This window comes from Chloroflexota bacterium (assembly GCA_014360905.1).
Lineage (GTDB): Bacteria > Chloroflexota > Anaerolineae > UBA2200 > UBA2200 > JACIWX01.
Genome location: JACIWW010000005.1, coordinates 56,220 through 69,666 on the forward strand (window position 1 = coordinate 56,220; position 13,447 = coordinate 69,666).

Below are 13,447 nucleotides of genomic sequence, written 5' to 3' on the forward strand. Positions count from 1 at the left end.
CCTGTCCATAGTCTGATCTCTATTTGCTGCTTAGTGCCACTAACCCCAATCGGGCCAGAAGTTTGAAATGCTTCACCAACAGTTGCACGTTACGCTGTCCTGTTTCCAATTCTACCAGGTCCGCTATCTCTGCTACAGTCCGATTGCCATCAGCCCAGTAGTTGGCTACAGTGCTCATTCCATAGTACTGGGCGCGGTGCTCCTTCATCCAGGCATAGACTTCCTCTTTTTCCTGAGGAGTCAATTTGTGCATGTAGGCCCCTGGGGAAACTGGCCCACGGAACAGACGGGTCGGCACCATTGTTGCGGCCTGTTTCTCCCATTCATCCGGCTCCTTTTGTGGAAGGGGAGGAATTTCTGCCAGGCCTAACTGCTGCGCTTTCCGCTGCAAAGTTTTTCTGGCTTGCTCCATCTCCTGGCATACAGTGCGATCCACTTCCTGGTTCAGGTCATCAATCAGCCATTCCTCTCTAGGGGCTAGGCGCAGGAGCGAGCGATAAGCTTCTCGCTGCCTACTCGCGGCAAATTCCACTGTTCTTCCCAGGCGTGCTGCTGCCTGCGCTAACTCCTCGCTATTCTTGGCCGACAGGGCGTCAGTCAAAGAACTCTGCATGCTGCGTATCAGGCGCGCTTTGAACCTAGCCAGCATCTCGTGGCCCAACCAGTCTGCTTCATGGGCCTCAGCATTGGCTACGAAATAAGCGTAAGTAGTTGCCAACCCACCCAGAATGGCCAGCATGCGCGGGTCTACCTTGTCCAAGGTATCTTCAGAGGTGTGATAGAATTTGTCTGGCCATTGAATCAGCATTGCAGTGGGCACACCTACGGTTGGATCCGATAGGATGTAGTGGTCGCTGCCACCGGAAAATGGCGTAACGGTGTGTCGGAACAGTGGGTAGGAAAATGAACTGGAGAGATTCTGAGCCTGAGCTATCCACTCTTCACGCATGCGTTCGAGGAGATCCGTGACAAAAGAAGGCGTTGCTGCCGGTGTTCCTTCGATGATGAATACACTGCCACACAAGTCCTGGTTTTGTCCCACCATATCCAGGTTGATCCCTGCTACTATGCGAGGGATCTCTTCTTCATGTGTGGCCAAGTACGCATAGGTGCCGGTCATCTCGGGCACAAGAAGCAGACGGATGCCGCGTTTGGGCGGCGATAGTTTGCCATGCTGAATCAGATGCTGCAATGTGCGTGCCGATTCTAGCAGCGCGGCACTGCCCGAGGCATTGTCGTTGGCCGATGGTTGAGGGTGGCAGAGATGGGCGATGACGACCACTTCTTCGTCCGTTTCGCCTGGGATAAGTGCCGATACCACTTCGATATACCCATCGTAGAGGCAACTAACTACCTTGGCGCGTACTTTGACCGGTGGCTTGCCTTCGCGCTGCTGTGACTTGATTAGTTTCCGCAGGTCTTCGCCTGTACGAGGGGATAGCACAAACCCAAAGCATTTCTTGTCCCCTGGGCGCCACCAAAAAGACGTGTATTGCACTGCATCTGGCAGATCAATGCGCTGCCGAATCGGCGGTGACTCGCGCATGCCATCAAAAAGGATGCCTGCAGCACCGTGCCTACCAACTGCCAACTCGCGCACACGGTCGAGGTCGCCCTTAGTCAAGACGACTTTACCCCGGAGATCGAGGTTTTCATACTCCTTTTCTTCCTCACCGTCCTCCAGCAAGACGAGCTCGGCTTCTAGGTTTTCCACTGGCATGCTGCGCTGGATGAGTGAACATTTGACCTCGGCATAGTCCGCTAATTTGCGAGCCTTGTCTACAGGCTCGATGAGATGCAGAGTAGCTTCAGTTGCTGCCCATTCCTGAAACATAGGCGAGCCCCAATACTGCGTTTTCTCATCGGCGGGAAAATGGAGCACTTCTGCTGACAGGCCAAAGCCAGCCAGGATGTCGCAGCAGCGCTCTGCTGCAGCGCGGAATCCTGGGCTGGCCTGTATGCGATGGTGGCGTATGATCTCGGCTACGTACTCTTTGGCGCGTATGCCGGAATACTCTTCGACGACAGCCCTTTGGATATCTTTGAACATGTGGTTTCTCCTTGACGCTGGGAATGCTTACTACGACTGGCATAGTTGAAACAGGATGCTGTTGAGGTAATATTATAACACAGTTTCTGGTCAGGATGGGATATCTGAACTTCGGACAAGAGGGGGAATGGATGAAGACTCCTCTCCTTCTGTTGCTCAGTTTTCTGGTGGACTTGCTTAGTTACCCTTCTCTGTGCCTCAAAGCAATCCTTCTAGGGACACCAGGCAGGCTTATCTTGACCGGGGTCTACTTCATCCTGGTGGCCAATCCCTTGGTGCTGAAAGCACGCACTTTCAAGCCCACCATCGCTTTTGCCGCGACCCTCGCTCTCTTCCTCTCGCTTTATGCTCTCAGCCTCCAGTGCTCGCCAGCCGAAGAAGTCTTTGCTTACACCTTTCTCGCTTTCCACGATCTACTGGGACTGGTGAGCCTCTTCTGGATCTGGATGGGGCTCGACCTTTTCACCAGTGCCCAAAAGTTGACCGATTGGTGCGCAGAGCAGGTCAAGACCTTGATGCCGCGCAAGATCCTTGGTACCATTCTATTTGCTTTGCTAGTTCTATGGGTGATCATAGCGTATCTCCTGGTCCATGGCCCCACACCAACCCCACTGAACCAGCACTGGGGACAAGTGTTTTGGAAAGCCTATCTCTCTGGACCTTTCAACGCCCCTCGTCCTAGCGCTCAATTATCAGCTTTATCTTCTTGTTGCCCTCTGCCTTCTGATTGCCACGCTATGGCTTGCGCAGAGATTGTCATCCGAGATGCTGATGAACCTGCTTGGTCTCGCCCTGCTCAGCTTTTTCATCCTGTATGGCTTCTTCAACATTTGGATTGCTCTGGGGTCGGAGAACGGGGAAATGACGCTTGGGTTCTGACCATTGCTCATCCCGGTATGCATTGAGTGGAAAATCTTCGCCTTATGCAAATCCCAGCCCGCGCTCCTTCATGCTGACGTAGCGCTGATGGCCGATGACGAGGTGATCCAGTACCTCGATGTCAAGCAGTTTTCCCGCCTGCACAATCTGCTCGGTGACGCGCACATCATCAGGAGAGGGCGTGGGGTCACCTGAGGGATGGTTATGCGCGACAATGATGGCCACGCAATTGAGTCGAATCGCTTCGCGGAACAGTTCCGCCACGCGAATGACTGAAGTATTCACGTTGCCCACATAAACCGTTGGCGAAGCCAGCACACGGTGCTTGGTGTCCAACAGCAACGTACGCAGGTGCTCCTGCTCCAGCAATCCCATCTCTGGCATGAGCAGATTGGCAGCATCAGCAGGCGAGGTGACCTGAGGACGCTCCTCTGGGGAGGCAACGAGCAAGCGTTTTCCCAATTCAAATGCTGCTTGTACCTGTGCTGCTTTGGCTATGCCTAGCCCGTGCTCACTCGCCAGCTCGCTGAAGCTGGCTCGCGCCAACCCCGCCAGCCCATGATAGGTCGAAAGCAAGCGTTGCGCCAAATCAAGGACGTTCTCTCCGCCGACTCCCGTGCGCAGGATGATGGCCAGTAATTCGCCATTAGAAAGAGCAGCAGCGCCATAGTGTTGCAATCGTTCTCGGGGGCGTTCCGAAGGGGGTAACTCACGAATCATGGGGCGATAAGGAGCCTGGTTTTTCTGCGTCATGTGGTTCTCCTTTGGCTGGTATGGTCAGATTATATCCCTCGCGCTTTGGTTTGACAAACCCGCTCCTGATACGTATCATCCAAGCCAGCACAGAATGGTACCAAGAGACGAGACATGATGTCATCTCGAACTCGTCTTGTCCTAACAATACGTCGGGAGGCATTGCTATCACCAATCAATCGCTGCTGAGCTATTACGTTTATCGCCTGTTTGGCGCTGTGATGCCACGGATACCTCCGCGCATGGGGTATGCTTTCTTTACCCTTCTCGGCGATCTGGCATACGCTATGTCGAAGGCATCCAGGGAGAATGTGCTGGACAACCTACGCCACGTGCTCGGGCCACAGGCCGAACCGACGCGCATCGCACAAGTAGCACGACAGATATTCCGCAATCAGGCACGCAATTACTACGACCTTTTCCGTGTCGCGTCGCTCAGTGCGGAGCGAATTGAGCGGCTAGTGACAATTCACGGATTGGAGCATATCGACCAGTCCTTGTCCGCTGGCAAGGGCCTGATCATAGTTACTGCTCACTTCGGGAATCTTGATGTTGTAGCACAAGCATTTGCGCTGCGGAAATATCCTATTACGGTAATTGGAGAGCACCTACAACCGGAGAAATTATATCAGTATGTGGTATCGCTACGCGCCAGCAAAGGCATCAAAATTATACCGGTAGATAGTTTCTTGCGCCCGTTGTTCAAAGCGCTGCGCAACAACGAAATCGTGGGCCTGGCTGCGGATAGAAACCTGAACGCTACCGGGGCACTGGTTGAGTTCTTTGGTGCGCCAGCATTGCTTCCCGATGGGCATGTGCACCTGGCCTTACGCACGGGTGCTAAACTGGCACTGGCCTTTAGCATACGCAAGCCAGACAACACGTTCGAAGTCTACGTTGAACCACCCTTGCCGCTAGAAAACAGCGGCGAACTGGAAAAGGACATCCGCTCAGGGATGACCAAGCTGGTCGCTGTTCTGGAGAAATACATCGGCCAGCATCCTGAGCAATGGGTGATGTTTCAACCCGTCTGGAAATTACCCGAACACCTGGGAAGCAGCGCATGAAAATTGCACTGGTTACTCCTTATGAGTATACATATCCTGGTGGGGTCACAGAACATGTCTCCCACCTAGATCGGTGCTTTCGCGAATGGGGCCACGAGGTCAAGATCATCGCACCATGTTCTGAGGATGCGCCAAACGTGCCTGACAACGTTATTAGAATGGGCAAGCGTATTACCCCTGTTCCCTTCGGCGGTTCTATTTCGCGTGTCACCTTGTCGCCACGCATTTACCGGCCTGTGAAAAGCCTGCTGAAGGAAAAGCAATTCGACATCATTCACCTGCACGAGCCACTGATGCCTGCTTTGCCCCTTTTCGTGCTGCGCCATTCCAAGACGATAAATGTAGGCACATTCCACGCCTACCGCGAGAGTCGTCACTGGGGTCTGGAAACTGTAGGCCCTCTCTTGCAGCCCCTTCTCGAAAAGTTGCATGCCAGGATATGCGTCTCCGAAGCCGCACTGGAGCTTGCCAGCCGCTATTTTCCCGGTGAGTATAGAATCATCCCTAACGGCATTGACGTGCAGCATTTTAGCGGGGCACATGTCCAGCCGGTTGAACGATACAACGATGGCCGACCCAATATCCTCTTCGTGGGGAGGCTGGAAAAGCGCAAAGGATTTCGTTACCTCATCCGCGCCTTTCCTTATATCGTACAAGCAGTACCGGATGCACGGTTGATCGTCGCTGGAGCCTATAGCAAAGAAGACAAGGAGCCCTTTGTACGTTATGCGCGCATGCACCATCTGAGCAGTGTCAAATTTGTGGGTCGCGTTTCATCAGAGGACCTGCCCCGTTATTACAAGACCTGTGACGTTTTCTGCGCTCCCTCTATTGGTTTTGAGAGCTTTGGCATCGTCCTATTAGAAGCCATGGCTGCTGGAAAGCCCATTGTAGCGAGCAATATCCCGGGATACCGCTGTGTGCTAGAAGATGGTCAGGAAGGCTTTCTGGTCGAACCAGAAAACGAGCGTGCCCTAGCCGATGCAATTATCAAATTGCTGCAGGACCCCGCCCTGCGCCAGGAAATGGGCGAGCGCGGCCGTCGTAAAGCTGCCCGCTACGACTGGTCTATTATTGCTCGCCAAGTGCTTGATGTCTACGAAGAGCTCCTACAACAGAAAGCTGAGGGCAAACTTCATGTTGAGTGACAAATTCCGAAATTGGACTCGTGCACTGAGTGCATTCATTGCTCGCCTGCTTGGACGCCTGGGTGTCCCGCCGAATGCCTTAACTGTGTTGGGTTATCTGCTTCATTTGCCCGTGATGTACGAGTTGGCAATTGGACATCTGCGCCTTGGAGGCATTCTGTTGGCTTTGGCCAGTATATTCGACAACCTGGATGGTTCTTTAGCCCGCGAAATGGAGCAGGTAACGATCTTTGGTGCATTCCTTGACTCCGTAACTGACCGCTTCTCAGAGGGTACAGTGCTTGCAGGACTTTTACTTTGGTATGTGCAGGGCGGAGCCAAAGTCGAGATTGTCCTTGTATATGCCGCTTTGTTCGGCTCACTCATGGTTAGTTACACCCGAGCACGTGCAGAAGGGGTGGGCGTTGCCTGTAAGGAGGGGCTATTTACTAGATTCGAGCGGGTAATCGTACTCGTGGCAGGTCTTATCCTGCAACAGGCACAGTTAACCCTCTGGGTGTTAGCAGTTCTAACCAATGTTACGGCATTACAGCGCATCTATCATGTCTGGCAAAAAACACGAAGCAGGTAACGCCTGGCAAGCGCCTGATCCGGCATTCACTCACCACTCATTACTCGTCACGCTGCGAGGCAATCCATGGCTACCTTGACTTTTCTTGGCACAGGAGCAGCGGTGCCCGCGATAGGTCACGACAACACTTACCTAGCGCTTGAGGGCGAACAGTCCACGTTGCTCATTGATTGCGCCGGCAGCCCATTGCTGAAAGTGCAACTAGCAGGTATCGAACCCTGTCAACTGCAGTATGTGATTCTCACCCACAGACACCCGGACCACATCTATGGGCTCCCTGTATTAGTGCTGGGGCTTTGGTTACTGGGCTGCCAAACACCCCTCCAAGTGCTGGGTGAGGCAGAAGGGCTGCGGGCTGCTCAAGCCTTATTGAATGCTTTCCGACCCTCAGAAGAATGGCCTGGATTTTGCCCGCCAACCTATCGCGAAGTACAATTACAAAATAGTAGTATGGTCCTTGACCTGCCAGATTTGCTCATCACGGCTTCTCCGGCAGCTCACGTCATTCCTAGCCTGATGATCAAAGTTCAGAACAAGGCTTCAGGGCGTGCTATCGTCTATTCTGGCGATACGGCGCCTTGTGAGAACTTGGTGCGCTTGGCCTATGGCGCAGATGTGCTCATCCATGAGGCTTCTGGCGAGCACGCTGGCCACTCGTCGGCAGCTCAGGCAGGGCAGGTTGCACAACGTGCTGGCGTGAAAAAGCTCTATTTGATTCACTACCCAGCCCTAACTGCCAATCTGAATGCACTGCTTGCCCAGGCAAGGCAGGAATTCACTGGGGAGGTAGAACTAGCACGCGACTTCGGAACTTGCGAGTTCTAATGCATGGAAAGCAACGAGTGCAACGTGATGCTCGGCACTACGCAGTTCACACATCACCCGTCATACCACTTGGTAGGTACACATGCATATCACAAGCGAGACTATTGAGTTCTTAACCAACCTACTTGGTCCAGAGCGCGTCTCGACGCGGCAGGCTGATCTCGATGCGCACGCACAAGATGAATCCTTCCACGGGCCACATCCGCCTGATGTCGTAGTCTGGCCACAAAACGCACAGGAGATCAGCGCCATCTTGAAGCATGCCAACGAAAGACTGATCTCAGTCACACCCTGGAGCGGCGGATCCAGCCTGGAAGGCAATCCCATACCGGTGCACGGTGGCATCCTGCTGGCACTGTACCGCATGAACCAGATCATCGAAATACGCGAAGCCGACCTGCAAGTGGTCGTACAACCAGGCATCATCTATGACGAATTGAACCAGAAACTGGCCCGCTATGGTCTTTTCTTCCCTCCTGCTCCTGGCTCCAGCGATGTGGCGACCATTGGAGGCATGGTGGCGAATAACTCCAGTGGCATGCACGCGGTCAAGTATGGGGTTACCAAAGACTATGTGCTGCAACTGGAGGTGGTGCTCCCAACAGGCGAAATCGTACGCATAGGACGGCCAGTGCTCAAGTCGTCCAGTGGCTATGATCTGTGCCGTTTGATTGTAGGGTCCGAGGGCACTTTGGGCGTAGTTACCGAGATCACCCTGCGGTTACGCATCCGTCCGGAGGCTATGGCTGCTGTGGCTGTGTTCCCATCTATGGAGGCTGCAGCGGAAGCAATCTATGCCATTAATCGCTACGGGCCTACGCCTGCAGCACTGGAACTGATGGATCCAACCATTGTACGCATTGTGAACCAATGGACGGGCTCATCGCTAACCGAAGCGCCCACGTTGGTGATGGAATTCCACGGCCTGCCGGCAGGCATCGCACAGGAAATCGAACTAATTGAAGAGACTTGCCGCGATGCCGGCTGTCTTTCTTTCGAAAAAGGGCTAACACCACCGGAGCGGGAGCGCCTGTGGTATGCCCGTAAGCAGGCGCACGAAGCAGTCAAACAACTCAACGCTGGTTGCAGAGCAGAGATTGGCGACATCGTGGTGCCCATCTCCCGCTATACGGAAGCAGTAGCCAAGGCCTATGCTCTGGCCGAGGAACTGAATGTGCGCATCGCCACCTTCGGACATGCTGGCGACGGCAACTTGCACGTGGAGATGCTTTCCGACAAGTGTGACCCTCAAGAGCAAGAGCGTGCTCATGCCTTCAACCGGCGTCTGGTACAATGGGTGCTGAGCGTAGGCGGGACATGCACTGGCGAGCACGGTGTGGGCATTGGCAAACGAGAGTTCATGCGCGCAGAACACGGCTACAGTTTGGAGATCATGCGCAAAATCAAGCAAATCCTTGATCCAAATGGCATCATGAACCCGGGCAAAATGTTCCCAGAGGAATGATACTGATTGTGCATCAAGCCCTATGATAACTGTCCGAACAACCGATAGGAAAAACCAATGAGGTGCAACAGAGTGTATGCATGCAAATATCGTGGATAAAACACGTATGATCGACATTGCCTATGGGCACGGTACGATTCCCTTTTATGCCAATCCAAAATTAGCCGAATGGCACATTATCCGTCCTGCTTTCGCCCCGCCATTGCCCAATGCCGAGCAAGCCTTCCATGTTGCCTGCCACAATCCCATCGCCAGCAAACCTTTGCGCGAAGTGATTCGTCCGGGAGATCGCGTGGTCATCGTCACCTCAGATGGTACCCGACCAGTGCCCAACCGTCAGCTCATCCCTTGGCTTTTGCAGGAACTGCCAGTACCAGCCAAACAGGTGGCCATACTTCTGGGCAATGGCAGCCATCGCGCCAATACACCAGCGGAAATCGAAGTTATGTTCGGCAAGGATGTAGTCAAAGAGGTAGCGATACTCAATCACAATGCTTTTGACCCGCAACAAAATGTGTGCATTGGCCAAACGGCTAAAGGTCACAAGGCGTATCTGAACAAAATATACGTGGAAGCGGACAAGCGGATTGTGGTTGGCTTTATCGAACCGCACTTTTTCGCTGGTTTCTCCGGCGGTGCCAAGGGCATTATCCCTGGCATAGCCTCGATTGATACAATTCTGCACATTCACAGGTTTGACCTCATCGCGCACCCGCTGAGCACATGGGGAACGGTGGAAGACAATCCGATACGCCGTGAAATTGAAGCAATGGTCAGCCTTTGCCCACCCGATTTCATGGTCAATGTCACGCTGAATTCGGCCAAAGAGATCACCGCCCTCTTCGTAGGCGACTATATCGAAGCACACCGCGCAGGCTGCCAGCGGGCAAAAGAGGAGGTAATGCAGCCAGTACCACATGCATTCCCTATTGTCGTTACATCCAACAGTGGTTACCCGTTGGATCAAAATCTCTATCAGACGGTAAAAGGCATTTCCGCTGGAGCCCGCATTACGGAACCAGGAGGTACCATCTTTGTAGCAAGCGAGTGTAGTGACGGCATCCCTGACCATGGTAATTTTGGCGAACTGATGTGCGTGGGTACGTCAGCGGATGACATCCTGGAACACATTGTCAACCTAGAACAGACCATCCTTGATCAATGGGAAGCACAGGTGTATGCCTACCTCATGCAGAAATATGACATACGCATTTACTGCGCTATGGACCACGCCGTGGTGAAAGCTTGTAAACTGCAGCCGGTGGATGACCTGCAGGCAGCAGTGGAAGAGCAGATTCGAGCAATGGGTTATCGCCCACGCGTAGCCGTGTTGCCAGATGGACCACTAACCATCCCATATATAGCCAAATGAGGAGGTGAGACCGAGAAAACCGCTCTTCTGCATGTTTTAGGGAATCAAGGTATGTGATAGATGCCTCTTGCATCTACCTGGGGCTATAATTCCAAAGGAGGAAATGGAGACAATGGAGAAGCCCTGGTTGAAAAATTATGAACCCGGAGTTCCAGCTACTATCCAGTATCCAGAACGTCCATTACATACCAATCTAGAAGAATCTGCACGCAAGTACCCCAACGCAACAGCCACTATTTTCCTGGACGCCAAGTTGACCTACGCGCAGCTCAACGCCCTGGCCGGCCGCTTTGCCGCTGCCCTGCAACAACTGGGAGTCAAGAAGGGCGACCGCGTGGGCATCTATATGGCGAACTGCCCCCAGTTCATCATTGGCTACTATGGCGCACTCAAAGCTGGAGCCATCGTTGTCTCGTTCAATCCACTCTATGCTGCGCGCGAGGTGGAGCACCAACTCAAGGATTCGGGAGCGGAGACGATGCTGGTGATGAGCCGCTTCTATCCCATCGTCAAGCAGGTGCGTGCTCGTACTGCACTGAAGCATGTCATTGTGACTAATATCAAGGAGTACTTCCCCCCGCTGATCAAGCTGCTCTTCACGTTGGCCAAGGAGAAGCACGAAGGGGATCGGCAGGACATCTCAGGCGATGCCAATACCTACTGGCTTCAGGATTTGCTCAGCAAGGCGCCTGCTAAGCCTACGCCGGTAGAGGTCAGGCCCAGCGATACTGCGTGTCTTCTGTACACAGGTGGTACTACGGGCGTGCCCAAGGGAGCCGAACTCAGCCATGCGAACATCATGTCCAACGCTGTCATGTGCAGGCGTTGGGTACCGGATATCAGGGAAGCGGGAGAAGTCATTCTGACTGCGCTGCCACTGTACCATAGTTTCGGCATGACTACCTGTATGAACCTGGGCATCTATGCAGCAGCAGCCCTGCTGCTCATCCCCAATCCGCGCGACATCCCGACCCTGATGCAGAACATCAACAAGCATCACCCAACCTTCTTCCCCGGTGTGCCCACCATGTACGTGGCGTTCAACAACTTCTCCGATCTCCACAAGTACAATGTCAAGTCCATTCGCGCCTGCATCAGTGGCGCGGCAGGGCTGCCGGTGGAGGTGCAGACCAAGTTCCAGGAGTTGACCGGTGGACATCTCGTAGAGGGTTATGGTCTGAGCGAGGCTTCACCGGTGACCCATGCCAACCCGATCTACGGCAAGAACAAGATTGGCACCATTGGCGTGCCTTTCCCCGATACGGATGCCAAGATCGTGGATTTGAAGACGGGCACCAAGGAGTTGCCGCCAGGTGAGATAGGGGAACTGATCGTGCGTGGGCCACAAGTGATGAAAGGCTACTGGAACATGCCGGAGGAGACAGCGCTTGCCCTGCGCAATGGCTGGTTGTACACAGGGGACATTGCCAGGATGGATGAGGAGGGCTACTTCCAGATTGTGGACCGCAAGAAAGACATGATCATCGCTGGTGGGTTCAATATCTATCCGCGGGATGTAGAGGAAGTGCTCTACCAGCATCCCAAGGTGAAAGAGGCAGTAGTGGCAGGCATTCCTGATCCGTATCGCGGCGAGACGGTGAAAGCCTACATCGTGCTGAAGGAAGGGGAGAGGGCCACAGCGGAGGAGATCATTGAATTCTGTCGCGCCAATATGGCCAAGTACAAGGTGCCGACCGCGGTGGAATTCCGCACAGAGCTGCCCAAGACGATGGTGGGCAAGGTGCTACGCCGCATGCTGGTCGAGGAAGAAAAGAAAAAACTGGCAGAGCAAAGGTAAGGATCATCTTCCAATCGTTGGTTGTCAATAGAGATGAGCAGCCACTATAAAGGCGACCTCTTTTCTCCTGCAGTAGGAGCCGCCTTCTATTGGCTTACGAGATTTTGAGTGGAATAGCTTAGAAGAATCTACCAAATTAGAGAGGGTACCATGATAAGGCTTTTGAAAATGGGTATCTTGGTAGCCTTTGTCTTCGCTAGCTGCTCGTTTCTTGCTAGGGCACTCTTTCCACCTAGTTATCACATCTACATGCCCCTCGTTTCGCGAGCATGTCAAATCTATATACCACTGGGATTTCGCATGCCCACGCCGACACCAACGGCTACACTAACAAAGATACCTTCGCCAACGAACACAGCATTACCCCCGCCCCCGTCACTCCCAACGCCTCCACCCACGAACACCTTAGTACCCACAATTACTCCCACGCTACAACCTACCTACACCCCGCAACCTACACCAACGCGCACTTTGTCGCCGATACCAACACCAACCAACACGCGAAAACCTTGAATAGAGCCCTGTGCGCTGGCTCGGTGAGCCAACTCAAGTTTGAAATCGCAACCAACTCACAACGGATACCCCACATAGCGCAGTGCGGCTTCATCGCGCTGCCACTTGGGACGCACTTTCACCCACAGTTCCAGAAATACTTTGGTGTCTAACATGCGTTCGATTTCTTCTCGCGCTGCAGCACCTATCTTCTTCAGCATTTCCCCTTTAGCACCAATTACAATGCCCTTCTGCGATTCTTTTTCCACATAGATAGTTGCCGCAATGTAGGTCAGCCCTGGACGGCGCTCGGTAAACTCCTCGATCACCACAGCAACGGCATAGGGTACCTCCTGGTGTAGAAAGTGCAGCACTTGCTCTCTAATCAACTCGGAGGCAATGAAGCGTTCGCTGAGATCCGTCACCTGCCCCGCAGGATAATAGCGTGGACCAAAGGGCAAGCGCGCGATGACCATATCCAAGAGTTTGTCCAGGTTTTGCCCCCGAGTTGCCGAAGTCATCATCCAATCATCGAACCGGCCAAGCGCAAAATAGGCTTCGCTATGCGCCGATACTTTGTCCGGGGGGAGCAAATCCATTTTATTGAGCACCAAGATGATCGGAGAAGAGCATTTCTTCACGAGGAATTCCGCAACCATGCGATCTTCCTCCGTAGGTGTGACACTGACATCCACCACGGACAGCACCACATCGGCATCGGGAACCGCCTTGTGCGCCGTCTTCACCATGTATTCACCCAACTTGTGCAATGGCTGGTGAATCCCGGGCGTATCCACAAAAATGATCTGGGCATCAGGACGTGTCAGGATGCCCTGGATGCGATTGCGCGTTGTCTGAGGTTTTTTCGATACAATGGCTACCTTCTGCCCGACATAGGCATTGAGCAGCGTTGACTTGCCAACGCTTGGACGTCCCACCAAGGTGACAAATCCCGAACGGTGATCTGGGGGCAATTCTTCTTCAAGCAACAATTCATCCATGATTATCTCGCTTTTCTGTATGTTAG

Annotated in this window: 12 protein-coding genes; 9 read left to right on the forward strand and 3 right to left on the reverse strand. The window is 53.4% G+C overall.

Annotated features, from left to right (window positions below):
- Positions 1-19: 19 nt before the first annotated feature.
- Positions 20-2,050 carry a DUF4910 domain-containing protein gene (locus H5T67_03590; GenBank protein ID MBC7244401.1) on the reverse strand — a complete coding sequence of 677 codons (2,031 nt, stop codon included), beginning with the start codon at positions 2,048-2,050 and terminating at the stop codon, positions 20-22.
- Positions 2,051-2,181: 131 nt separating this feature from the next.
- Here H5T67_03590 and H5T67_03595 point away from each other — a divergent pair, with 131 nt between their 5' ends.
- Positions 2,182-2,955, forward strand: coding sequence for a hypothetical protein (locus tag H5T67_03595; protein ID MBC7244402.1), 774 nt, complete (start codon positions 2,182-2,184; stop codon positions 2,953-2,955).
- Between the two features lie 16 nt (positions 2,956-2,971).
- On the opposite strand, the gene radC is transcribed toward H5T67_03595, so the two are convergent.
- A complete protein-coding gene (gene radC / locus H5T67_03600; GenBank protein MBC7244403.1) occupies positions 2,972-3,649 on the reverse strand; it encodes a DNA repair protein RadC in 678 nt (225 codons plus the stop codon).
- Between the two features lie 44 nt (positions 3,650-3,693).
- On the opposite strand from radC, the gene H5T67_03605 reads away from it, so the two are divergent.
- The 8 genes from H5T67_03605 to H5T67_03640 all read left to right on the forward strand — a co-directional run bounded on the left by H5T67_03605 (position 3,694) and on the right by H5T67_03640 (position 12,441).
- On the forward strand, positions 3,694-4,749 hold the full coding sequence (locus tag H5T67_03605) for a lysophospholipid acyltransferase family protein (protein ID MBC7244404.1): 1,056 nt from the start codon (positions 3,694-3,696) through the stop codon (positions 4,747-4,749).
- On the forward strand, positions 4,746-5,897 hold the full coding sequence (locus H5T67_03610) for a glycosyltransferase family 4 protein (GenBank protein MBC7244405.1): 1,152 nt from the start codon (positions 4,746-4,748) through the stop codon (positions 5,895-5,897). Before H5T67_03605 ends, H5T67_03610 begins: the two co-directional genes overlap by 4 nt.
- A complete protein-coding gene (locus H5T67_03615) occupies positions 5,887-6,468 on the forward strand; it encodes a CDP-alcohol phosphatidyltransferase family protein (GenBank protein ID MBC7244406.1) in 582 nt (193 codons plus the stop codon). Before H5T67_03610 ends, H5T67_03615 begins: the two co-directional genes overlap by 11 nt.
- A 66-nt stretch (positions 6,469-6,534) precedes the next feature.
- Complete coding sequence (locus H5T67_03620) at positions 6,535-7,293, forward strand: MBL fold metallo-hydrolase (GenBank protein ID MBC7244407.1); 759 nt, start codon at positions 6,535-6,537, stop codon at positions 7,291-7,293.
- An 82-nt stretch (positions 7,294-7,375) separates the two neighbouring features.
- Positions 7,376-8,758: an FAD-binding oxidoreductase gene (locus H5T67_03625; protein MBC7244408.1), complete on the forward strand. Its 1,383-nt coding sequence runs from the start codon at positions 7,376-7,378 to the stop codon at positions 8,756-8,758.
- 76 nt (positions 8,759-8,834) lie between these two features.
- Entirely contained in the window at positions 8,835-10,130 is a 1,296-nt protein-coding gene (larA, locus tag H5T67_03630; GenBank protein MBC7244409.1) for a nickel-dependent lactate racemase, read from the forward strand.
- 103 nt (positions 10,131-10,233) lie between these two features.
- Complete coding sequence (locus tag H5T67_03635; GenBank protein ID MBC7244410.1) at positions 10,234-11,928, forward strand: long-chain fatty acid--CoA ligase; 1,695 nt, start codon at positions 10,234-10,236, stop codon at positions 11,926-11,928.
- 150 nt (positions 11,929-12,078) lie between these two features.
- Positions 12,079-12,441, forward strand: coding sequence for a hypothetical protein (locus H5T67_03640; GenBank protein ID MBC7244411.1), 363 nt, complete (start codon positions 12,079-12,081; stop codon positions 12,439-12,441).
- Between the two features lie 56 nt (positions 12,442-12,497).
- Here the strand turns inward: H5T67_03640 and era are convergent, their stop codons facing one another.
- Positions 12,498-13,421 (reverse strand): GTPase Era, encoded by a 924-nt coding sequence (gene era / locus H5T67_03645; protein ID MBC7244412.1) that lies wholly within the window; start codon positions 13,419-13,421, stop codon positions 12,498-12,500.
- Between the last annotated feature and the right edge of the window lie 26 nt (positions 13,422-13,447).